The 22,316-nt window shown below is 66.5% G+C and carries 24 protein-coding genes and 1 tRNA gene; 4 read left to right on the top strand and 21 right to left on the bottom strand.

What is annotated here, in order from left to right; translation table 11 throughout:
* Nucleotides 1–44: 44 nt before the first annotated feature.
* The gene (locus tag A8G00_RS11455) at nucleotides 45–1,007 is read right to left on the bottom strand and encodes an acyltransferase family protein (protein WP_099185927.1); all 963 of its coding nucleotides are present in this window, start codon (nucleotides 1,005–1,007) and stop codon (nucleotides 45–47) included.
* A gap of 68 nt (nucleotides 1,008–1,075) precedes the next feature.
* Between A8G00_RS11455 and A8G00_RS11450 the strand changes: the two genes are divergently transcribed.
* The 4 genes from A8G00_RS11450 to A8G00_RS11435 all read left to right on the top strand — a co-directional run bounded on the left by A8G00_RS11450 (nucleotide 1,076) and on the right by A8G00_RS11435 (nucleotide 3,721).
* The gene (locus tag A8G00_RS11450; protein WP_099185928.1) at nucleotides 1,076–1,753 is read left to right on the top strand and encodes an RluA family pseudouridine synthase; all 678 of its coding nucleotides are present in this window, start codon (nucleotides 1,076–1,078) and stop codon (nucleotides 1,751–1,753) included.
* 5 nt (nucleotides 1,754–1,758) lie between these two features.
* Nucleotides 1,759–2,184, top strand: a complete 426-nt coding sequence (gene arfB, locus A8G00_RS11445; protein WP_025550175.1) for an alternative ribosome rescue aminoacyl-tRNA hydrolase ArfB — start codon at nucleotides 1,759–1,761, stop codon at nucleotides 2,182–2,184.
* Between the two features lie 41 nt (nucleotides 2,185–2,225).
* Entirely contained in the window at nucleotides 2,226–2,711 is a 486-nt protein-coding gene (locus A8G00_RS11440; protein ID WP_044663082.1) for a GAF domain-containing protein, read from the top strand.
* A 173-nt stretch (nucleotides 2,712–2,884) separates the two neighbouring features.
* Nucleotides 2,885–3,721: an RcnB family protein gene (locus A8G00_RS11435; protein WP_103000737.1), complete on the top strand. Its 837-nt coding sequence runs from the start codon at nucleotides 2,885–2,887 to the stop codon at nucleotides 3,719–3,721.
* A gap of 70 nt (nucleotides 3,722–3,791) precedes the next feature.
* Here A8G00_RS11435 and A8G00_RS25155 read toward each other — a convergent pair whose 3' ends face one another.
* From A8G00_RS25155 to gspE, 20 genes are all read right to left on the bottom strand, one after another.
* On the bottom strand, nucleotides 3,792–3,953 hold the full coding sequence (locus tag A8G00_RS25155; protein WP_172451845.1) for a hypothetical protein: 162 nt from the start codon (nucleotides 3,951–3,953) through the stop codon (nucleotides 3,792–3,794).
* Between the two features lie 16 nt (nucleotides 3,954–3,969).
* Nucleotides 3,970–6,345 carry an EAL domain-containing protein gene (locus A8G00_RS11425; protein WP_103000736.1) on the bottom strand — a complete coding sequence of 792 codons (2,376 nt, stop codon included), beginning with the start codon at nucleotides 6,343–6,345 and terminating at the stop codon, nucleotides 3,970–3,972.
* Nucleotides 6,346–6,525: 180 nt separating this feature from the next.
* Nucleotides 6,526–7,344, bottom strand: a complete 819-nt coding sequence (locus A8G00_RS11420; RefSeq protein ID WP_025550179.1) for an arginyltransferase — start codon at nucleotides 7,342–7,344, stop codon at nucleotides 6,526–6,528.
* Between the two features lie 192 nt (nucleotides 7,345–7,536).
* Nucleotides 7,537–8,499 (bottom strand): thioredoxin-disulfide reductase, encoded by a 963-nt coding sequence (gene trxB, locus A8G00_RS11415; RefSeq protein WP_061939834.1) that lies wholly within the window; start codon nucleotides 8,497–8,499, stop codon nucleotides 7,537–7,539.
* Nucleotides 8,500–8,619: 120 nt separating this feature from the next.
* Complete coding sequence (locus tag A8G00_RS11410) at nucleotides 8,620–9,357, bottom strand: peptidase (protein ID WP_025550181.1); 738 nt, start codon at nucleotides 9,355–9,357, stop codon at nucleotides 8,620–8,622.
* Nucleotides 9,358–9,381: 24 nt separating this feature from the next.
* Nucleotides 9,382–10,251: a transglutaminase family protein gene (locus A8G00_RS11405; RefSeq protein ID WP_103000730.1), complete on the bottom strand. Its 870-nt coding sequence runs from the start codon at nucleotides 10,249–10,251 to the stop codon at nucleotides 9,382–9,384.
* A gap of 13 nt (nucleotides 10,252–10,264) precedes the next feature.
* Entirely contained in the window at nucleotides 10,265–11,197 is a 933-nt protein-coding gene (locus A8G00_RS11400) for an alpha-E domain-containing protein (RefSeq protein ID WP_025550183.1), read from the bottom strand.
* A 160-nt stretch (nucleotides 11,198–11,357) separates the two neighbouring features.
* Entirely contained in the window at nucleotides 11,358–12,767 is a 1,410-nt protein-coding gene (locus tag A8G00_RS11395) for a circularly permuted type 2 ATP-grasp protein (RefSeq protein WP_048575374.1), read from the bottom strand.
* A gap of 113 nt (nucleotides 12,768–12,880) precedes the next feature.
* Nucleotides 12,881–12,957, bottom strand: a tRNA-Met gene (locus A8G00_RS11390).
* Nucleotides 12,958–13,064: 107 nt separating this feature from the next.
* A complete protein-coding gene (locus A8G00_RS11385; RefSeq protein WP_099186302.1) occupies nucleotides 13,065–13,826 on the bottom strand; it encodes an A24 family peptidase in 762 nt (253 codons plus the stop codon).
* Nucleotides 13,823–14,545, bottom strand: a complete 723-nt coding sequence (gene gspN, locus A8G00_RS11380; protein WP_099186303.1) for a type II secretion system protein N — start codon at nucleotides 14,543–14,545, stop codon at nucleotides 13,823–13,825. Before gspN ends, A8G00_RS11385 begins: the two co-directional genes overlap by 4 nt.
* A complete protein-coding gene (gspM, locus tag A8G00_RS11375; protein ID WP_099186304.1) occupies nucleotides 14,542–15,027 on the bottom strand; it encodes a type II secretion system protein GspM in 486 nt (161 codons plus the stop codon). Before gspM ends, gspN begins: the two co-directional genes overlap by 4 nt.
* Complete coding sequence (gspL, locus tag A8G00_RS11370) at nucleotides 15,024–16,136, bottom strand: type II secretion system protein GspL (protein WP_099187007.1); 1,113 nt, start codon at nucleotides 16,134–16,136, stop codon at nucleotides 15,024–15,026. Before gspL ends, gspM begins: the two co-directional genes overlap by 4 nt.
* A complete protein-coding gene (gspK, locus tag A8G00_RS11365; protein WP_099186305.1) occupies nucleotides 16,133–17,122 on the bottom strand; it encodes a type II secretion system minor pseudopilin GspK in 990 nt (329 codons plus the stop codon). Before gspK ends, gspL begins: the two co-directional genes overlap by 4 nt.
* Nucleotides 17,115–17,813, bottom strand: a complete 699-nt coding sequence (gene gspJ / locus A8G00_RS11360) for a type II secretion system minor pseudopilin GspJ (protein WP_099187006.1) — start codon at nucleotides 17,811–17,813, stop codon at nucleotides 17,115–17,117. The genes gspK and gspJ overlap by 8 nt, the downstream gene beginning before the upstream one ends.
* 35 nt (nucleotides 17,814–17,848) lie before the next feature.
* Nucleotides 17,849–18,232 carry a type II secretion system minor pseudopilin GspI gene (gspI, locus tag A8G00_RS11355; RefSeq protein WP_076605788.1) on the bottom strand — a complete coding sequence of 128 codons (384 nt, stop codon included), beginning with the start codon at nucleotides 18,230–18,232 and terminating at the stop codon, nucleotides 17,849–17,851.
* Between the two features lie 10 nt (nucleotides 18,233–18,242).
* Nucleotides 18,243–18,812, bottom strand: a complete 570-nt coding sequence (locus A8G00_RS11350) for a GspH/FimT family pseudopilin (RefSeq protein WP_076605787.1) — start codon at nucleotides 18,810–18,812, stop codon at nucleotides 18,243–18,245.
* Nucleotides 18,784–19,245, bottom strand: coding sequence for a type II secretion system major pseudopilin GspG (gene gspG / locus A8G00_RS11345; protein WP_061940356.1), 462 nt, complete (start codon nucleotides 19,243–19,245; stop codon nucleotides 18,784–18,786). The genes A8G00_RS11350 and gspG overlap by 29 nt, the downstream gene beginning before the upstream one ends.
* A gap of 210 nt (nucleotides 19,246–19,455) precedes the next feature.
* Nucleotides 19,456–20,673, bottom strand: a complete 1,218-nt coding sequence (gspF, locus tag A8G00_RS11340; protein WP_025551095.1) for a type II secretion system inner membrane protein GspF — start codon at nucleotides 20,671–20,673, stop codon at nucleotides 19,456–19,458.
* The gene (gene gspE, locus A8G00_RS11335; protein WP_272481264.1) at nucleotides 20,666–22,210 is read right to left on the bottom strand and encodes a type II secretion system ATPase GspE; all 1,545 of its coding nucleotides are present in this window, start codon (nucleotides 22,208–22,210) and stop codon (nucleotides 20,666–20,668) included. The genes gspF and gspE overlap by 8 nt, the downstream gene beginning before the upstream one ends.
* Between the last annotated feature and the right edge of the window lie 106 nt (nucleotides 22,211–22,316).

Genomic DNA, 22,316 nt, shown 5'->3' with positions numbered 1-22,316 from the left:
CCAACAAAAGCCTGGAGCGCGCATCCCGTGTAACGCAGCGCGCTCTATAGGAAAATCCTTTGCGCGCCGGGGACGGCCCGGACCAGATAATAAGCGGCGAGCGGTATCAGAAGCGCCTGCACCAGCAGCCACGGCTTGGCCATATAGGGCGAAAGATAGTGAATGACCGCCACGTGGAGATACATGACGACCAGCGACGCGCGCCCGATGGCGGCGATCCATCCGCCAAAGGGCGCGATCCGCACCGAAAGGCGGAAAAGCAGGAAGCTGGTGGCCATGGCCGAGGCGATGGACAGCAAGGGCCAGCCATAGTCGGCGGCCTTCATGTTGAGCGTCGGCAGCAGCGCCGTCAGCCCCGCCAGCGACAGCGGGACCAGCAACGCCAGCATCCAGCTTCGCCAGTCCACGCGCTGCCATGCCGCCCCCGCCCAGAGCAGGACCAGGGCCATGGGTAGGGTGAGCAGCCCCAGCGGCGACAGGCTGGTGCATTGTCCCGCGCCATAGGCGATCAGCAGCACCGGCAGCATCAGCAACGCCCAGCGCCGGTCGAGCGGGTCGGGCCAGCGGGCCAGCACCATGTTGAACAGGATGCGCGCCATCATCAGGCAGGGCACGAACCAGAATATGGTGAACGGCCCGCGCAACCAGGAGCCGCCGAGCGCTATCGGCGCCAGATCCCCCGGCCAGTCATGGAAGATCGGCCTGCCGCCCTTCATCGTCTCGACGACCTGATCCGTCAGGATCAGCAGGATCAGGAAAGCCGCATAGGGCCGCATCTGGGACGCGAGCTGGCGGCGGGTGAAGCGTCCGGCCGGCTGCGGACGGGACAGGAGGCCCGACAGCAGGAAGAACAGCGGCATGTGGAAACTGTACATCGCGTCGCGCAGTCCCCCGCGCGTCCACACATGGCCGGCGACCACGGCGACGATCCCGATGCCGCGCGCGACATCGATCCATTCCAGCCGCCCTCCGCCCGGCGGATGCGCCTCATGCCCCCTGTTCTCCATGCCCTCCACGCCCTATAGGAAGCGGCACGCGCGTCAATCGCTGCCCTGCATTTACGGAAAAACGCCTCTTGTCCCTGCTTCATGACCGAGTTCTGTTCATCGATGGCGAGGCCATCATCCTCGACAAGCCGGCGGGCCTGCCCGTCGACGCGCCGCGTGACGGGTCGCTTTCGCTGGAAAACCACCTGTCCTCGCTGACCTTCGGCTTCCAGCGCTGGCCGCTGCCGGTGCACCGGCTGGACCGAGACACCAGCGGCTGCCTGCTGCTCGCCCGCAATCCCAAGGCGCACAAGCGCTTCGCCGCGGCCTTTGAGGCCGGAACGGTCGCGAAGCGCTATGTCGCGGTGGTGGACGGCGTTCCGGCGGAGGACAGCGGCACCATCGGCCTGTCGCTCAAGAAGATCAGCACGCCCGCCCAAGGGTGGCGGATGATCCCGGCGAAGGCGGGGAAGGCCGCGTTCACCGACTGGCGCAAGATCGCGGAGAAGGACGGACGCTCGCTGATCGTCTTCACCCCCCGCACCGGACGCACCCACCAGATCCGGACCCATGCGCTGCATGGCCTGGGCTTCGGCATTGCGGGCGATCCGGTCTATGGATCAGGCGAAGGGCCGATGCTGCTGCACAGCCGCTTCCTCAGCATCCCGCGCGGGGAGAAGTCGCCGGCGGAAGCGACCGCCCCCCTGCCCGCGACCTTCGCGGCAGCGGGCTTCGGGCAGGAACTGCTCGAACAGGCCGGGCTTTAGCGCCCTTGCCACGCATCCCCGTCACCCGGTCGATCTCCATCGACAGCGACGAGCTGTCGGAAAGCTTCGTCCGCTCGACCGGGGCTGGCGGCCAGCATGTGAACACCACGGACAGTGCGGTGCAGTTGCGCTTCGACGTGGCGAACAGCCCGTCGCTGCCCGAGGCGGTCAAGCACCGGCTGGCGGCGATCGCCGGACGGCGGATGACGGCGGAGGGCGTGCTGATCCTCCGTTCCGAAGGCTCGCGATCGCAGCTCTTGAACCGGCAGGAGGTGCTGGCCCGGCTGGTGGAATTGATCCGGGACGCCACGGTCGTGCCGAAGGCGCGCAAGGCGACCAAGCCGGGCAAGGCCGCCAAGGCGCGGCGCGTCGACGCGAAGAAGGCGCGCAGTTCGGTCAAGGCGGGACGTGGCAAGGTAAGGCTGGATTAACCGGTCTGGCCTGCACCCGCGCCACATCCTATATGCCGGCCATGTTCGATTTTTCTCCCCCGGCCGGTGCCGACAAAGCCACGCTCCATGACGACCTGCTCTCCGCCGCCGATGCGCTGACGGCGGGCGAGCCCGATGCCATCGCCAACATGGCCAATGTCTCCGCGCTGATCTGGCAGTTCCTGCCCGACCTCAATTGGGCGGGCTTTTACCGGATGGTCGGCGGCGAACTGGTCCTTGGCCCCTTTCAGGGCAAGGCCGCCTGCATCCGCATCCCGCTGGGCAAGGGCGTCTGCGGCGCCGCGGCGGCCAGCGGCCAGACGCAACTGGTGGAGGACGTCCACGCCTTTCCCGGCCATATCGCCTGCGACGCCGCCAGCGCTTCGGAAATCGTCGTGCCGGTGATCGTCGAAGGCCGGGTCGTCGCCGTGCTGGACCTAGACAGCCCGATCCCGGCGCGCTTCGACAGTGCGGACCGGACCGGGCTGGAGGCGCTGGTCGGGCGGATCGCGTCGCGTCTGGTTTAGGTCGTAAACCCATGAACGGCACGTTCAGGGAACCAAAATAGCGAACATATCGGGCCGCAATGCGCGCCGGTGCCTCTTTTCGGGACAGGCATGGAAATGCCGGCGCTTGGATGGCGGCGGCCGATCATGCTAAACAAGTCGTTAACATATCAGCCGAAAACGGGGATTTGAGCATGCATATCCGGAGCTTCATCCTGGCCGGCGCCGGTCTGGCGATCGGGTTGACGGCGCCGGTTTCCGCAAATGGGCCGGTCGGGGGTGGAGGAATGGCCGCCCGGCCGGCGGTGCATGCGGGAACCACGGTGCACCGCTGGGGTCCGCGCCATCAGGGCCGTTGGCATGCGGGCTGGTACGCGCCGGGCGGCTGGGCGGCCTATCGCAGGCCCGTGGTCGGCTATGTCCTGCCACGCTATTGGGTCAACCCCGTCTATCATATCCGCAACTATGGCGCTTACGGGCTGCCGGCGCCCGTCAGCGGCTATGGCTGGTCGCGCTATTATGACGATGCGGTGATGACCGACCGGGATGGCCGCGTGCGCGATTATCGCAGCGGCGTCGCATGGGAGGAAGCAGGCGACACGGCACCGCCGCCGGGCATCGGCTATGATGACGAAGTCACCGCGCGGGATGGCCCGCCACCGCCGCCGCTGGGCTATGAAGGGCGCTGGAGCGGCACATGGCGGGACAAGGACGGCAAGACCTTCAGCGGCGATTATGAAGGCCGTTTCGAGGGGCAGGTCCGGGGTGGACCGGGCGTCGATTTCGACCCGCCGCCCTATGCCGCCGGGCCGAACCGGACGGAGCGGCGCGCCGGTCCGGGAGAACCCGTCGTCACGACGACGCAAGCGCCGGGCTTCATATCGGGCGGCTATTATTATCCCGGCGCCACCACCACGACGGTCGTGTATTATCCCGGCGCCACCACCACGACGGTCGTGGTCCAGCCCGCCGTCACCACCACCCGGACCTATGTGACGGAAGTTCCGGTCCGCAGGCGCAGGGTGCGGTAGCATCGACAGAGCTGTTCCGATGCGCGCGGGAAGGATTGGAGCGGAAAAAACCGGCTTTCGCTCCGATGAATCAGATCGCCGCTCCAGCTTCCTTGTCTTCCGCGATTTCTTGACCAGCGACGGTTACGATCGCTTGGAAATCGCTCTGGAGCAGATTCCGATCCGATCGCATCGGCTCGACTGCTCTAAGTTTTTGTTTTATCGCGTTTTCCGGGTCAGCAGATGATTCCATCTGCCTGGAAATCGCTCTAGGCGGCGCGGGACCGTACCGCCGCCCAAGGCCGGGGGCGGCCCATCAGATAACCCTGGCCGATGGTGCAGCCGCGAGCGATCAGCATCTCGACCTGTCCCACCGTTTCGACGCCTTCGGCCACTACCTCCATGCCCAGGCTGCTGCCCAGCTTGACGATGGCGTCGACAATGACGGCGTCGCCCGCATCCTGTTCGATATTGCTGATGAAACTGCGGTCGATCTTCAGCACGTCGACCGGATATTGCTTCAAATGGCTGAGCGATGCGTAGCCGGTGCCGAAATCGTCCAGCGCGATCCGTACGCCCGCCGACGACAGGCGGTGCAACGCCCGCTCCACCTGTTCGGCGCCCCGGCCCAGAAAAACGGTCTCCGTCACCTCGATCTCGAACTGCTGCGGCGGGATGGTGCAGCGCGCGAGATGGGCGAGGACATAGTCGGCAAAATCATGCTGCATGAAATCGGCGGCGGAGGCGTTGATGGCGACCCGGCCCGGATCATGGCCGGCGCGCAGCCATCGGTCGACGTCGCGGACGACCTTCGCCAGCATCTTTTCGGTAAGTTCGACGGCCAGTTCCGCATTGTCGAAAGCCGCCGCGATCGTGTCGGGCGCGTGGACGCCGGTGCGGGGATGCTGCCAGCGCAGCAGCGCCTCATAGCCCAATATCCGTCCGGTCCTCATGTCCGCCTTGGGCTGGTAATAGGGGACGACCAGATCGTCCACGATCGCCTGCCGCGCCATGTGGATCATCGAACTGCGCTGTTGCGCGTCGGCGCGCAATTGCGACTGGAACAGCGTCAGCCGGCCCCGTCCGGTGGACTTGGACGCATAAAGCGCCAGGTCCGCCGCCTTCAGCAATTCCGCCGCATCCTCGCCATGTTCGCCAAAGACCGCGCCGCCCATGCTGATCCCATAATCGAGCGACCGGCCATTATGGACATAGGGCGCGCGCACACCGCCCAGCAATTCGGCGCTCCAGGCCGAAAGCGCCGCGCTGCTGGCGAGCGAGGGCGCGATCATGCCGAACTCGTCGCCGCCCAATCGCCCGATCATGGCATCGGCCGGCGCGCAGGAGGCGAAACGCTGCGCAAAACCGCAGAGCAGCGCATCGCCCGCATCATGGCCCAGCGTGTCGTTGGTCCGCTTCAGGTCGTCGATGTCGACCAGGATCAGGCCGAAACTTTCCCCCGTCCGGCGCGCCTGCTCGGTCATTTCCTCCAATGTCGTCTGCCACAGCGCGCGATTGGGCATATGCGTCATGGGATCGTGCGTGGCGGCCCAGCGTATCCGTTCCTCGCTGTTCCTTTCTTCCGTCACATCCTGGAAGGTCACGATGACGCGCAATGGCTTGCCGGAATCGGAGAAGCTGCTCCAGCCGACGCTCTTGATCCAGCGCAGGGCGCCGGTGTCGGCCCTGTGCACCCTCAGCGTGGCTTCGAAATGCGGCGGCATGCGCCCGTTCGCGACGGCGTCCAACATTCCGGCGAGACGCGACCGATCATCCGGGTGCACCAGCCGCAATGCCAGTTCGCTCGTCGCCGGTTCGGTATCAGACAGGCCCAGCATCGTCCGGAATTCCCGCGACCATGTCCGTGTGCCGGCGACCGCGTCGAAATCCCATATGCCCAGCCGCGCCGACTGCACCGCCAGGCGGAAGCGTTCCTCGCTGTCGGCCAGTTCGCGCTGCGCCAGTTTCTGCGCGTGAACATCCTCCAGCGTTCCGTACCAGCGCACGATCCGGCCCTTCGCGTCGCGGCGCGCCGAGGCGCGCGACCGCATCCAGCGATAGCCGCCGTCGGAGAGGCGCAGCCGGTAGTCGACGTCGACAGGATCGCCTGAATGGAGCTTTTCCGTCCAGATGGCCAGCGTGCGATCCACATCGTCGGGATGCAGCGAATCGATCCACCCCCTGCCCCGCGCACGCGCCGGGGCCATGCCGGTCAGTTCCTGCCAGCGGGGTCCCACCTCCTCGATTTCGCCGCTGACCGATGCCGTCCAGGGGACCTGCGGACTGAGTTCGACCGACCAGCGATAATGCTGCCGGCTTTCCGCCAGGGCATCGGCCAGTGCGCGGCGGTCGCAGTCGTGCCGCTCATCGATGTCCTCGATCGTTCCGTACCAGAGCGGCGCCTCATCGGGCTCCACGACCAGCGACATGCGCACGATCCCCGACCTCGTTTCACCGGCAAGGGTGCGCATGCGGACGGGAACGGGATCGGGCCGGGGGGAACGTTTGGCGGCGTCGGCCAGCGCTTTCCAGTCATGCCTGTCCAGCATCGACCGCCAGCCATAGTGAAACGCATCCCATTCCAGCCCGTCCCGAGCCAGTTCGGAGGCAAATTCCCCAAATCTGCGATCAGCAAAACGGTCCATCTGCCGGTCCTGATCCAACGCCATTTCTGCAATCCATGGGAAAGCAGTAACGGAAAAAGTTAAATAAGATTTCCAATGCCGTAATACGTAATCAATCCATAACGGCGTTAAGCCGTTCCATGCCGATCGCGCGAAAGCGCCATCGGTCGTCCTTCGTACGGGCTGGATTTTTCGCCGGCTTTATTTGCGGAAGATCGCCGCCAGTTCGCGCGGCAGCGCCGGCTCGTCGCGGCTTTCCGCCTGCTGCACGGCCTGCGCCTGCTCCTGCGGGTCGAAGCGGGTCCAGCCGTTGCGGCTCAGTCGTTCAAGCGGCCGGTAGCGTATCTTGTACTGCATCCGCTGCGATCCCTCGACCCAATAGCCGAGATAGACATAGGGCAACCCCGCCTTCGCCGCGCGCAGGATATGGTCCATGATGATGAAATTGCCCAACCCCTTGCGATGCTCCAGCTCCGTATCGAAGAAGCTGTAGATCATCGACAGGCCATCGCCCTGCCGGTCGGTAAGGCAGGCGCCGATCAGCCTGCCGGGACGGCCATCTTCGCCTGGTTCGCGATATTCGACGACATGGCTTTCCACCGGGGTCTGTTCGACCATGTCGGCAAAGTCCATCTCATCCATTTCGGTCATGCCGCCGCCGGGATGCCGGGCGCGCAGATAGCGCTGGAGCAGTTCGAACTGTTCCTCCGTCGACCAGGGCTTGCAGGCGGTGATGACCAGGTCTTCATTCCGGCGCAGCAATTTGCGCTGGGTAGCGTTCGGCTCGAACTCCCCCGCGACGACGCGCACGGACACGCAGGCGGAGCAATCCGCGCAACTGGGGCGATAGGCGACATTCTGGCTGCGGCGGAAGCCGATGCGACCGAGCGCGTCGTTCAGTTCCGACGCATTGTCCCCGCTCAGTTCGGTGAACACCTTCCGCTCGCTTTTGCCGGGCAGATAGGGACAGGGACTGGGGTTGGTGACGAAAAAGCGCGGAAAGCGGAACGGTGCACTCACAACCGCATCTCCCCCACAGCGCTGCCCGACCCCTGATTCATGAGTCGACTATGCCGTTCGCGGGCCGCTGTGAAAAGTTTATTTACCACGAAAATTGGTTAAGCGGCAGAGAAGAGGCAGGGACGTTATGAGATAGGCCGGGGATGGCCAGTTGCGGACATTGACACTACGCAATCCGACCGCTTGACCATTTCATTCGGCGGCGACAGCCTCGAAATCGGCTTCGGCCAGGAACTTCTCCACATCCAGAGCGGCCATGCAGCCCATGCCGGCGGCGGTAACGGCCTGACGATAGACCTTGTCGCTGACGTCGCCCGCCGCGAAAACGCCAGGGATGGCGGTCCGGGTCGTGCCCTTTTCCACCAGCAGATAGCCCTCGTCCATCGGCAGCTTGTCGACGAACAGCTCCGTAGCGGGCTGGTGGCCGATGGCGACGAACGCGCCGTCCGTCTCTATATGCGATTTGTGGCCGGTCACCGTGTCGACCAGGTCGACGCCGACCAGCCCCTCGGGATCGCCGCCGCCCACGAAGCGATCGACCGCCTGGTTCCACAGCACCTTGATGTGCGGATGCGCGAACAGGCGCTGCTGGAGGATCTTCTCCGCCCGGAGCGAGTCGCGGCGGTGGATCAGGGTGACGTCATGGCTGTGGTTGGTGAGGTACAGCGCCTCCTCCACCGCGGTATTGCCGCCGCCGATCACCACCACCTTCTTGCCGCGATAGAAGAAGCCGTCGCAGGTCGCGCAGGCCGAGACGCCCTTGCCCTGCAAAAGCTGTTCGCCCTCCGCGCCCAGCCATTTGGCCTGGGCGCCGGTCGCGATCACCAGGCTGTCCGCATAATAGAGCGTGCCGCTGTCGCCCTTCAGGCGGAAGGGCCGTTCCGACAGGTCGACGTCGATGATCTGGTCGTACATCATCTGCGCGCCGACATGCTCCGCCTGCGCCTGCATCTGTTCCATCAGCCAGGGCCCCTGGATCACGTCGCGGAAACCCGGATAATTTTCGACGTCGGTCGTGATCGTCAACTGGCCGCCCGGCTGCATGCCCTGCACCACGATCGGCGCCAGGCCCGCGCGCGCGCCATAAATGGCGGCGGACAGGCCGGCCGGGCCGGAACCGAGGATCAGCATGCGGGTCGAATGGGTGGCGGTCATGAAAGTCTTTCCGGCTGCGATTCGTCTGTCGGGATGAGATAGGCGAAGCAGGCGGACGCGCAAGCGATGGATTTGCTTGAAGGGTGAGAAGCTGAGCCTTGGGCGGCCGCCTTCGTCCCGTCAATCGAGGACGTTGGGCAAATCCTCGAACCCCTTGCGCAGCGCGGCGGACCAGCTGTGCGAGAGAAGCTGGAACTCCTCATTGTCCGCCTCGATCCGGGTGCGCACGCGGAAGTCGAAGGCATCCCGTTCTATCACGGTCAGGTCCAGCGGCATCCCCACCGACAGGTTGGACCGCAGCGTCGAATCCATCGACACCAACACTGCCTTGGTCGCATCTTCCAGACTGGTTTCGCGCTTGATGATGCGATCCAGGATCGGCTTGCCATATTTATGCTCGCCGATCTGGAAGAAGGGCGTGTCCTCCGTCGCCTCGATGAAATTGCCGGCCGAATAGATGAGGTAGAGCCGCGGCTTGCCGCCCCTGCGCTGCCCGGCGATCAGGATGGAGGCGTCCGCCGCCGCGCCCTGCATCTCGATCGTGCTGCGATAGCGGCCCTGCATGGTGCACATCGCCTCCCCCACGATCTGTGCGACGCGGTGCATGGTGGGGCAGTTGAGGATCGTCTCCACATCCGGATCGAGCGCCGAATCCTTGATCGCGCGGCCCAGCATCGCCTTCACCCCCTGGGTGATAGACAGATTGCCGGAGCACATCAGGGTGATCGCGCGTTCGCCCGGCACGCTGTAGGTGAAGCTTTTCCGGAAGCGCGCGATATTGTCCATTCCCGCATTGGTGCGGGTGTCGGACAGCATGACCAGCCCCTGGTCGACGCGCACCGCCACACAATAAGTCATGGCCCCAAGGGCTCCTATCGTCGTTCAACCCTGCGTGGTGGTCTGCGCGCCCTGTTGTTGCTGCCGCTGGAGCTGCCGCTCCTCCACCCCATCCTCCGCCTGCGCGATCCGGACGTCCGCGTCAATCCAGATATCGCCCGTCACGGTCACGGAGCCGCGTATCGGCGCGGCCTCATCCGCATCCAGCCCGCAGGCGAGGCGCAGATAGCGCTCCCTCACGCAGACCCGGTTGGAGGGATCGAATCCCACCCAGCCCAGTTCGGGCACCAGCGCCTCCGCCCAGCCATGAGTTTCATGCAGCACGTCGCCCTCATCGGCCAGCAGATAGCCGGACACATAGCGCGCGGGGATGCCCATGGACCGCGCGCCGGCGATGAACACCTGCGCATGGTCCTGACAGACCCCGGCGCCCAGCGCGAAAGCCTCCGCCGCCGTGGTGTTCGTGGTCGTCACGCCTGCGCGATAGGCCACGGCATCGCTGACGGCGGCCGACAGCGCATGAAGCCGGGCCAGCGGCCCGTCTTCGTCGGGGAGGGACAGCGCCATCGCCCGGATTTCCGGCGATGCCCCGGTCAGCCGCGTTTCCCGCAGGAAATAGCGCGGATTCACCGGGCAGCCGAGCCAGCCCACCACGCCATGGCCTTCGCATGTTTCGACCAGTCCTTCCGCGACGATGACGGCATTGTCCAACCGGTCGTGCCGGACCCAGATCGCCTCCATCTCGCCATAGCTGTTGCGGCGAAAGCCGGTCAGCGGATCGCCATTGACGCTGACCTGCCAGTCCAGCACCTTCTGCGTCGGCGTATCGACGGGCATCAGCTTCAGCCGCATCGCCACCCGCCCGGCCGCAGCCTCATAGCGATAGATGGTCTGGTGGCGGACGAGCAGTTTCATGCGCGTCCTCCCATCAGCCGAAATGATAGGCCTGGGCGATCTCGACGCCCAGGCGGTTGGTGCTCATCAGGCCGTTCTGCACCGTTTCATGCAGGCCCGCCCGGAAGATTTCGCCGCTGTCCAGCTTCTCCAGATCGGTCACCATCTGCCGCACGGTGTCATGGCAGGCCGAACGCGCATCATGCCATCCGGCCAGACGGTTCAGCCGATAGGCAAGCTGGTCGTAGCAATAGGCGACGCTGCGCGGGAACAGGCGGTTCAGCATCAGGAAATCGGTGATCTGCCAGGGCGTGTAAGTGCCGCCATAGACATGGTGGAACGCCCGCGCGCCAGACAGCGCATACAGCACCGACGTCCATTGATAATGGTCGCGATTGCCGCCGACCACTTCCGTTTCCGGCAGCAGCACATAATATTTGACGTCCAGCAGGCGCAGCGTCATCTGCGCCCGCTCCAGCGCGGAGCCGGTGCGCAGGAAATCATGCCCCTCATTGCGGAGCTGCCCCGAATGGGCCGCGCCGCGGAAGGTCATCACCCGCGTCTTCACCCAGTCGATCAGCGCGGGAAGCTGCTGCCGCGCCTCCGCCACGTCATAGCTGTCGAGCTTGCGCCAGCCTTCGTTCAGCGCCTCCCACATGTCCTGCGTCAACATGGTGCGGGCCGATTTGGCGTTGGCGCGCGCTTTCAGCAGGCAGGACCGGATGGAGGAGGGATTGTCGAGGTCCAGCATCAGGAAGGCGATGGCGTCGCTCTCCGTCACCTGCGCGCCTTCGGGGAAATGGTTGAGCGCGCCCGTGGCCCGCACCACCGATCGCCACTCGTCGCGATGATGCGCGCCGGGCAGGATCGCCATGCGCTGGCCCATGGTCAGCAGGCGGGCGGTGGCCTCGGCCCGCTCCATGTAGCGGGCCATCCAGAAGAGATTTTCGGCCGTCCGGCTCAGCATGGGGCCCGCTCCCACTCTTCCGTCATTCCCGCGAAGGCGGGAAACGCCAGTACGGCGAAGCCAATCCATCTCCCAAGCGTGCCGCCAGGGGTGAGATCAGGAGATGTATTCCCGCCTTCGCGGGAATGACGAAGAAGGGTGATGAAGGTTCTAAACATCATCAATCCTGCAATACCCAGGTGTCCTTCACCCCGCCCCCCTGGCTGGAGTTCACCACCAGCGATCCTTCGGTCAGCGCCACCCGCGTCAGCCCGCCGGGCACCAGCCTGATCTGCTTGCCCACCAGGCAATAGGGGCGGAAATCCGCATGGCGCCCCACCACCGCCGCCGGTCCCAGCGTGGGCACGGTCGACAGATCCAGCGTCGGCTGGGCGATGAACTCGCCCGGATTGGCGCGGATGCGGTCGGCATAGGCCGCGATCTCGTCCTTGGTCGATTTCGGCCCGATCAGCATGCCGTAGCCGCCCGATCCATGGACTTCCTTCGCCACCAGTTCGTGCAGATTTTCCAGCACATAGGCGCATTCGTCCGGCTTCCCGCATTGCCAGGTCTGGATATTGTCCAGGATCGGCTGCTCGCCCAGATAGAAGCGGATCATTTCCGGCACATAGATGTACACGGCCTTGTCGTCCGCGATCCCCGATCCCGGCGCGGAGGCCAGCGTCACCCCGCCATTGCGATAGACGTTGAAGATGCCGGGCACGCCCAGCAGGCTGTCCGGCCGGAAGACCAGCGGGTCGATATATTCATCGTCGATGCGCCGGTAGATGACGTCGACCGCCTTCGGCCCCAGCGTGGTCTTCATCCACACCCGGTCGTCGTCGACGAACAGGTCCGCCGGCTCCACCAGTTCCACGCCCATCAGGTCGGCAAGGAAGCTGTGCTCATAATAGGCGCTGTTGAGCGAACCGGGCGTCAGCACCACCACCACCGGATCGCCCTTGCAGGCGGGCGGCGCGACTTCCTTCAGGCTTTTCAGCAATTCCGCGGGATAATCGTCGACCGGCGCGACCACGCCCTGCGCGAACAGTTCCGGGAACATGCGGGTCATGATCTCACGATTTTCCAGCATGTAGGACACGCCGGAGGGGGTGCGGCAATTATCCTCCAGCACCTCGAACCGGGCTGGCCCGGTGCGGACGATGTCGATGCCGACGATATGGCTGTACACCTTCCCCGGCGGGGTGAAGTCGGCCATTTCCGCCAGATAGGCGCTGTTCTGATAGATGATGTCCGCGGGCATGACCCCCGCCTTCACGATCTCTCCGCGATGATAGACGTCGTGGAGGAAGGCGTTGAGCGCCCGCGCCCGTTGCCGGATGCCCTTGTCCAGAACGCGCCATTCCTGGGCCATGAAGATGCGGGGCAGCAGGTCGAAGGGGATCAGTCGTTCCGGATCGCCCCCCTCCCCATAGACGGCGAAGGTGATGCCGATGCGCCGGAAGATCGCCTCCGCCTCATCCATTCGACGATTGAGCCCGGCAATGCCGGTCCGATCCACCCAATTCTGCACTTCCGCGTAGCAGGGGCGTATCGAACCATCCGGCTCAAACATTTCGTGGAAGGGCAAAGTATCGATCCTCCCTCAGCCGGCCATCGGCTGGTTGTGCATTGCAACATTAGTGCAACAGGAAAGGACGAATGCAAGCGGAAAATCCGCCTGGGCCTGACTGTCTGTAAAGGTGGTAGCGGAGGAGGGACTTGAACCCCCGACACGCGGATTATGATTCCGCTGCTCTAACCAGCTGAGCTACTCCGCCCCATGGGCCGTCCGCCGGGCCATGCCCTGCGGTGAGGCGGCGCTATAAGCAGAGCGGGCTGATGGGTCAACGGGGTTTCACAGCATCGTGAAATTTCTCTGGCCGGGTCATCCGCCTGCACTGGCAAGGACGGTGGCAAGCCACCATCCCGGCACCGCGGCCAGGGCGAGGAAAGTCCCCAGCGGCACGCGCGTCGTGCCGTCCACCCTCCCGCCCGTCGCCATGACCGCGAGGACCGCCAGCAGTCCCACGCTCGCCGCCAGCAGCAGGATGAAGGGCAAGGCCTGCCAGCCGAACCAGGCGCCGAGCGCACCCAGCAGCTTGGCATCGCCCAGACCCAGCCCGTCGCGCCTCCGGAAGCGCCGATAGCCGAGCGCGACCAGCAGCAGCGTCAGATAGCCAGTCAGCGCGCCGATCGCCCGATCCCCCATCGTCGCGTCGGTCGTCCAGGGACCAAGGGTGAAGCCCAGGAACGCCAATGGCAGGGTCAGCGCGTCGGGCAGCCAGAAATGCCGCCGGTCGAGCACCGCCAGCGTCAGGAGCAGCCAGCCCAGCAGAGCCCATCCCGCCCCGCCCGGATCGGGCGAAAAGCCCAGGGCGAGCGCGCCGATGATCGCGCATCCCGCCTCCACCCGTCCATGCAGCGGATCGATGGGCGCGCCGCAGGTCCGGCACCGCCCTCGCTGCGCCAGCGCGCTTGCCATCGGCACGAGATCGAAGACGCTGAGAATCCGCCCGCAGCCGTCACAGGCCGACCGGCCGCGCAGCACGCTGCGCCCCCGCGGCCAACGCAGGACGATCGTGGCGAGGAAACTCCCGGCTATGGCTCCGGCTATAGCGCCCAGCAGGGCGGGGAAGACCTCAATCACAGCGTCCCTTCGATCTTCAGTACCCGCGCGCCCCCGGCATCGGCAAAGCCCGCCTTGGCCAACGCCTCGCCCAGCGTCGCGTCGGCGGTTTCCACCCGCATTTCCGCCTGATAGCGGCCCGATCGCCAGATGCGCAGATTGACCTTTTCCAGCCCCGACTGGCTGACCAGCGGCAACAGCAGCGCATCACCGTCGCAACTGGCCACGCCCGAAAGGCCCTGCGACAGGTTCAGTCCCGGAAACTGCCCCGCCATCTGCGCACGGACCCGTCCCTCGGCATGGCCGCAGCGGTCGCCGGAGAACCAGGCCGACACATCGTCCATGACGAAGCTGCTTACCGGCAGCGGCGCGAAGGTCCGGCCCAGCGGCACCGCGCCCGTCACATCGTCGATCCCCATGCGTCCGAAACCGACCGTCAGCGCGCCGCTCAGATCGTCCGCTGCGCCATTGCGGCGCCAGACGTCGAACCGCGCCCGTCCGACCAGCAGCGACACGGGCGACAGGCCCGCATGGACCGACCCCAGCGACACCGTGCCCAGCATCAGCCGGTCGATCCCGCCGCTCCACACCGTGCCGCGCACCTCCCGCGCCGCCACGCCCAGCCGCTCCAGACCCGCCATGCCGAGCGCGACGCGCATCGGCAGGAAGATGAGGAATCCCGATGCGAACACAGCGATGAGCGCGATGCGCACCCGCCGCGAAAGGCTGAACCCCATCATTGCCCGCCCCGCACCAGCACCGCCTGCACCGCGACGCTGCCCGCCGTCGCCGCCGGCCGCGCGCTTATCGTTTCGATCCGGACGCCCTCTGCCTCCAGGACGGAGAGCCATGACAACAGCGCGACCGGCCGCACCGAGGCGATGGCCATGTCGACCCGGTCGGCGCCCTGCGCCTGCGCGCGTTCCAGCGTCAGCCCCGCCTCGCCGGCGCTCTGGCCGATGAACTGGTCCAACGGCACGCCCGCGTCGACCGTCGCCGCCGTGCGCGGCAGCGACTTCAGCAGCTTCACCTTGGCGCGGATGGCGGCATTGCGGTCGGTCGCCTCCCGCAACCCGTCGCGGGCCGAACGCTGTGCAGCGTCGAGCGGCCGCACCACGCCCAGCCACAGGATCACCACCGCCAGCAGCGCGAACATTACGCCCAGCATCCACTGCTCGCGGGGACTCCGTTCGCCCCATAATGCCTGCAACCGTTCCATCATGACCGCACCGTTATGTCCGCGAGCATCCGCCCGCCGGGGTCCTGCGAAGGCGTCGCCGTGATGGCGAAGCCCGCCGCCTGCAAGGCCAGCAGCACGCTGTTGATGTCATCCCCCTTCGCCGCCGCCAGCGTGGCGCGGATCATCCCGTCCGGATCGCGCGACAAAGCCGTCAGCGACACGCCCGGCACATCCTGCATCGCGCTCAACAGGCCCGAAACCGGCGCGGTGAAGGCATAGCCGCCCGCCCCGCGCGCAGCGAGTTGACGGTCCATTTCCGCCTCCGCCTGGAGGACGTCGTTCGCCCCCGGCACCACCTGCCGCGCCAGGGCCAGGCTTTCCGCGTCCAGCGCGCTCGCCGCAATATGCTGCTTGGCAAGGCCGACCAGCGCGATGGACAGGCTGACCAGCAGGATCAGCCCGCTCCAGACCGCGATGCGCGCCATCGTCCGTTTATCGAAGGACCGCCGCACCCGCTTGGCGAAGTCGCCCTGCCGCAAGTCGAGCGGCGGCCGGTCCAGCGCGGCAATCGCCCGCGCTTCGATCTGGTCCGCGGGAACGTCGCGCACTGCGGCATCCCCGATCAGTTCCGGCAGGGCCAGGTCGCCCGCCAGCGCCAGGTCGCTCCCGCGCAGCACCGCTTCGCCGCCGACCAGAGCACGCTCGAACCCCTCCTGCGGTTCGGGCAACAGCAGCGGGGCAGGCACGATGATGTCCGGATCAAGCCCATGATGCTGCGCCCAGAGCAGCCAGTGCTGCATGTCGGCCCTCGCAGCCACGGCGACGCAATGCGGCCGCGCCGGATCGTCATTGTCGTCGGCTGCGGCGAAAAGCTGGTCCGCGGGCACGATCCCGCCCGCCATGGCCGCAAGCCGCGCCGCCGCCCTTCCCTGCCGGGCAGGCAGATCGGGATAGGCGCCCCGATGCAGCGTCACCAGCGCCGCCGGCGGCACCAGCATCACCGTCATATCCCCGGGCAGCGCCGTGAGGCCGCAAGCCGCGAGCCAGTTCGTCCCCGCCCCTTTCTGCACCACGGCGCCGTTCGCCACCCGCATCCACAGCGGCTCCGCGCCCGGCCGTTCCGGCAGGGCGACGATCAATCCCTCGCTCACGCGCCGGTCCCCCAATTGCGGCGTATCAGCTTGGCCGGACTTTGCCGCGCATCGATCAGCGCCCGTTCGACCACCTGCGTTCCCCCGACATCCACCGACACTTCCACTCCGAAAAATCCCGTCGTCAACCTGACCTGCTGTGCCGCCTCTTCCAGCGGGCTGAGCCCCGCCAGCGACGGGGCGCGCCAGAATTCCACCGTACTGCCGTAGCCATCCACCGGCCGCTGCGCCAGCAATTGCCGCGCCTGCGCGACGCTCAGCTGCCCCTGCATCAGCATGGCGAAAAGCGGCGCCTGATCGGGCAGCAGCGTATTGATGTTGATGGGCGACAGATCGGCGGTCGGCAGGGCGCAGACCCATGGCCGCACCAGCCCGTAAATGGCCGGCGTCACCCCGTTGACCGCCCGCAATTCGCTTGGATCGACCATGAAACGGTTGGCCGTGCGATAAGGCCGCGGCGCCCGCGCATAGGTCTCGTCCTCCGCGCCGCCGGGCTGCGGCACGCCGTCCGTGTCGATCCAGTCCGCCAGCGACGCCGCCGCCACCTGCGCCTGCCGCGCGTCGACGCCCAGCGCCTGCAACAGCGCCTGGAACTGCGATACGCCCACCGGGCGCACCTTCAGATCAGCCTCGGTCTCGCCCGCGACCACGCTGTTGAGGTTGAAGCAATTGCCCCCGTCCGTCACCCGCGCCGTGGCCACCCCGCCCGGCACGGATATGGCCTGCGGCGTGCCCATCCAGTTGCCGGCCAGCGTCATCTTGCCCGGATTGGCCGCAACCAGATCGCCTATGCGCATCCGGGCGATCTCCGTGCCGGCATCGGCAAAGGCGCGCGCCTGATCGACCGCGCCGCCATTGCCGGTCATCCGCGTGGCCAGCGCCAGCCGCTCCAGCGCGGTGGAAGCGACCACCGCCATCACCGCCACCAGCAGCAGCACGGTCAACAGCGCCGCGCCGCGCTCTCCCGGCTTGCGGGGGTCAACCATTGGCTGGCACCCCTTCCTGCTTTTCCGCCGGACCCGGCCCCACCAGGAAACGCAGCGTCACCGGCGGCTCGCCGGTTCGCGTCACCGTCATCTCCACGGCACGGGGCATCAGGTCGGGCTGGGTCGGCACCCATTCGTCGCGCCAGTCGCCGCTGGAGTCGCGGAAGCGCAACGCGACGTCGCCGACCCCGGTGAGCAGCGCGGCCGGCTCGTCGCCCGCCGCGCCGTCGACCTGCGCATAGGTGCGCCGTTCCAGCCGCCCCTGCCGCACCCAATATTCGACCTTCTGGAGCGACGGCCGCGGCAGATCGCCCAGATTGTCCCAGCCGCCGCGCACGAACTGGAGGATGGGCTGGCTCTCCCCCTCGCGATGCGACCAGAAGGCGGGCGCCAGCGTGCCTGCCTCCGTGCGGCTGATGCGCGGCACCGCCTGCCCCAGATCGGCCGCCAGCGCCCCACTCGCCCGCTGCACCGCCGCCATGTCGTCCAGCCGCAGCTTGATCTGAGCCTCTGCCGATACGCTATTGCCCAGCAGCAGCACCCCCGCCGCCGCCAGCATGGCGAAGATCATCAGGGCGACGAGCAGTTCGATCAGCGTGAAGCCGTGTTCGGCGGAACGTCTCGGAGACTCGAAGCCGTGTTCGGCGGAACGTCTAAAAGACCCGAAGCCGTGTTCGGCGGAACGTCTCAGAGACCCGAAGCCGTGTCCGGCGGAACCTGCCTGCCTCATTGCACCACCCGCACGAAGCTCAGCACCACGGGGGAGGAGCCCGCCTGGCCGTCGACGGCAAGATCGACTTGCAGCAGGCGCTTGTCATCGGTCGCCTTGACCTGCCGTGTCCAGTGCCAGCGCCGCCCGCCATTGTCGACATCGCCTTCTTCACTGCCGAGCGAAGGCGGCGCGGGATCGGTCTGCACCTCCACCATCAGGTTGCGCGCGACGATCTGACCCATCGCCTTGCTGTCGAGGTCTGCGGCGGTGTGCAGAGTCACCCCTTGCAGGCGGACGAGCGCCAGGGCGGCCAGGCTGAAGACCGCGAGCGCGACGAGCATTTCGAGCAGGGTGAAGCCTTGCTCCTCCCCACGCGCCTTGCGGCAGCATGACCGCATGAAGCGCATCCTACCCACCGACAACGACCTTTCCGGCCATATCGACCGAAATCGAGACCCGCTCTCCCTCGCGGGCAAGGATCACCGTCATGGGATCGGTCGGAAGCCCCGTGCCGTCGAAGCCGATCTGCTGCCGTCCGTCCTTCCCGACCAGCGCCCGCGTCCCGGCCTTCCAGTTGGCGGTGGCGAAGGGCTTGTCCTCCAGCCCCACCCATTGCCCGCCATCGCGGCGTTGAAAGCCATAGCCCGAGGCCGATACCCATACCCCCATGGGCCGCGCGGTAACGACCGCTTCGTCGCGCGCCGCGGCAAGGCGAGCGGCGAAGCGGTCGGCATCCTCGATCACCCGGCCGCGAGGGTCGGGGATCGCCAACACCACTGCGGCCGAAATGAAGCCGATGATCGTCAGCACGACCATCAGCTCGATCAACGTGAAGCCGTGTTCGGCGGAACGTCTAAAAGACCTGAAGCCGTGTTCGGCGGAACGCCTCAAAGACTCGAAGCCGTGTTCGGCGGAACGCCTTAAAGATCCGGAGCCGTGCCCCCGGCGATCAAAGCTCGCTGGAATAGATGTCGGCATTTTCATTGTCGCCACCCGGCTGCCCGTCCGCTCCCAGCGAACTGATGTCGAACGCGCCCTTCCGCCCCGGCGCCGCATAGTGGTACGGCCGGCCCCAGGGATCGTTCGGCAGCTTCTTGATATATCCCCCGCGCCGGTAACGCTGCGGCTGGGCGAGCGCGGCCGGCGGGTTGATCAGCGCCTGCAATCCATCGGTCGCGGACGGATAGGCCAGATTGTCGAGCCGATATTGTTCCAGCGCCTGTTCGATGGTGGCGATGTCGGCCTTCGCCTTCTCCACCCGCGCGGTATCCGTCGCCGGGATGACGTTGATCGCCACGATGGTGGCAAGCAGGCCGATGATGACGATCACGACCATCAGTTCGACCAGCGTGAAGCCGTGTTCGGCGGAACGCCTCACGGGCGTGAAGCCGTGTTCGGCGGAACGCCCCAAAGACTCGAAGCCGTGTTCGGCGGAGCGCCTGAGAGACCCGAAGCCGTTCTCTCCTTCCCCTCTCCTGACGTCATTCCCGCAAAGGCGGGAAACGCCAGTTCGGCGCAGCCAATCCATCTCCCACAACAAACGCCAGGGGGAACGTTCAGGCGATGGATTCCCGCCTTCGCGGGAATGACGGAGAGAAAGGATCTTGCGCATAAACACTCCTCAGGCCCCGGTAAGGCTCTGCAATTGCAGGATGGGCAGCAGGATGGACAGGATGATGACGGCGACGATGCCGCCCATGGCGATGATGATGACCGGCTCCAGCATGGCGAGCGCGGCAGAGGTGAAGCTGTCGAATTCCCGCTCCAGATAGTCCGCCGCCCTCTCCAGCATGGTGTCCAGCCGCCCCGCGCTCTCCCCGCTCGCCGCCAGATAGACGAGCAAAGGCGGAAACACGCCCGCCCGCCGCAGCGCCGCCGACAGGCTGCCGCCGCCGCGAATGGCCTCCACGATCTCCTCCGAAGCCTGCCGCAGCACCCGGTTGTGCACCGTCTGGGCGGTAAGCGACAAGCCCTCCATCAGCGGCAGGCGGCTCGCCACCATGGTCGACAGGGTGCGCGCCATCCGCGCCGCATGCAGGTCGCGGATCAGCCGCCCCAGCAATGGCAGGCGCAGCAGCATCGCATCGAAGCGATAGCGGAAGCTTTCGACCTTCAGCGCCCGCCAGAAGCCGAAGCCAGCCACCCCCAGCAGGATCGCCAGCAGCCACCAATAGCCCGCCAGAAAGGCGGAAATCCCCATCACCATGCGGGTGAGCAGCGGCAGTTGCTGGCCCACCGTATCGAACTGCTCCACCACCTTGGGCACGACGAAGATCATCAGCGCCGCGACCACGCACACCGCAAAGGCGGCAAGCACGGAAGGATAGGCTATGGCGGTCAGCACCTTCGACCGGATCACCGCCTGCCGCTCCATGAGGTCGGACAGGCGCTCCATGATCGTGGGCAGGCTGCCGGAACTCTCGCCCGCTGAAATCATCGCGCGGTAGAGCGGCGGAAAGCTCCTCGGCTCGGCGCCCAGGGCGTCGGCCAACCGCCGCCCCTCCAGCACGCCCGAATGCACCTTGCCGACAATCGCCTGCACATGCGCCTGCTCGCTCTGCCGCCCGATGGTGCGGAGCGATTCCTCCAGCGGACTGACCTGGATCAGCGTCGACAACTGCCGGGTGAACAGCGTCAGTTCCTTGGCCGAAAGGCGCGGCGCGCCGAACGACAGCCCTGCCCGCCTGCGCGCCTTTTCCACCGCGCCCGGCTCGATCCGCACGATGAACAGCTTGCGCGAGTCCAGCTTCGCCCGCGCATCCTCGACCGTTTCAGCCTTGATCGCGCCCTTGCGCTCGCGCCCGGCGGGGTCGATGGCGATATAGTCGAACTCAGCCATCGGTGATGGTTTCCACCTCGCCCGCGTCGCGCCGCGACACGCGGATCGCTTCTTCCGCCGTCGTCTGGCCGTCGCGCACCAGCGCACGCGCCGCCGAACCCAGATTGGGCGCGTTCAGGAAAGCATGGCGCGCGATCAGCGATTCATCGCCGCCGTCATTGATCAGCCGCCGGATCGTATCGTCCACCCGGATCGCCTCGAACACGCCGATGCGGCCCTTGTAGCCGGTGCCGTTGCATGACTCGCATCCCCGCGCCCGATAGATGATCGTGCCCGGATCGAAGCCCAGCAAGGCGCTGGCCGACTTGTCCGCCTGCACCGGCTCCCGGCAATGCTGGCAGAGCCGCCGCACCAGCCGCTGCGCGATCACGGCGCGCAGGGTGGAGGCGAGCAGGAACGGTTCCACCCGCATGTCGCGCATCCGCGTGATCGCACCCACCGCGTCATTGGTGTGGACGGTGGACAGCACCAGATGCCCCGTCAGGGATGCCTGCACGGCGATTTCGGCAGTCTCCCGGTCACGGATTTCGCCCACCATCACCACATCGGGGTCCTGACGCAGGATGGCGCGCAGGCCGGCCGCGAAGGTCAGGCCCACCTTCGCATTCACCTGCGTCTGGCCGACGCCCTCGATCGCATATTCGACCGGGTCCTCGACCGTCAGGATGTTGCGCGTGCCGTCGTTGAGCTGCCTGAGGCCCGCATAGAGCGTCGTCGTCTTGCCCGACCCCGTCGGCCCGGTGACGAGGATGATGCCATTGGGTTCCTGCAACCCCTCCCGGAAAATCCGGTCCGCCGCCCCGGCCATGCCCAGCAGGTCGAGGTTCATGCCCGCATTCTCCTTGTCGAGAATACGCAGCACCACCCGCTCTCCCGCCCGACTCGGCAGGGTGGAAACGCGCACGTCGAGCAGTTTCCCGCCCAGCGTCAGCCCGATCCGCCCGTCCTGCGGCACGCGCCGCTCGGCTATGTCGAGGCGGGCCATCACCTTGATGCGGCTGACGACGACCGGCGCGACATGGGGCGGCATGCGCAGCGTCTCCCGCAGCACGCCGTCGACGCGCATCCGCACAATCAGCCCGGTCTCATAGGGTTCGATATGGATGTCCGACACGCCCTGCCGCGCCGCTTCGGCAATGATGCCGTTGATGAGGCGGATGGCGGGTGCGTCATCGGCGCTGTCGAGCAGATCGTCGGCGGTCGGAATGTCGGCGGCGAGGATGTCCAGCTCGTCCGCCCCGACATCGAGCGATCCCGCCATGGCGGCGGCGCTGCCCTCCATCGCATAATGATCCGACAGATGCCGGTCGAACTGCGCGGCGTCGACGAAACGCACGTCGAAGCTGCGCGCCAGATGCCGCCGCACCTCCAGCAGGACGCGCGGATCGCTGCCTTCGCGCACGGCGATGGTCAGCCGCTCTCCATCCGGCGGCAGCATGACCACGCCGTGCTTTCGCGCGAAGACATAGGGTATGTCGACGGCGCGCGGCGCGATATGCGGGGGGATATCGCCAGAAGCAGAAGCGGCTTCCTGCACCCTAACCTCCGTTCGGGCTGAGCTTGTCGAAGCCCAGTCCTTTCCTGAAAGGAAGAAAAGCGAAGGGCTTCGACAAGCTCAGCCCGAACGGAGAGGAAGCCCGCTT

This window comes from Sphingobium sp. SA916, assembly GCF_002894065.1.
In the GTDB taxonomy this organism is placed as follows: Bacteria; Pseudomonadota; Alphaproteobacteria; order Sphingomonadales; family Sphingomonadaceae; genus Sphingobium; species Sphingobium fuliginis.
The sequence above is the reverse complement of the archived record's forward strand: the minus strand, read 5'-3'. Positions and strand labels throughout refer to the sequence as shown.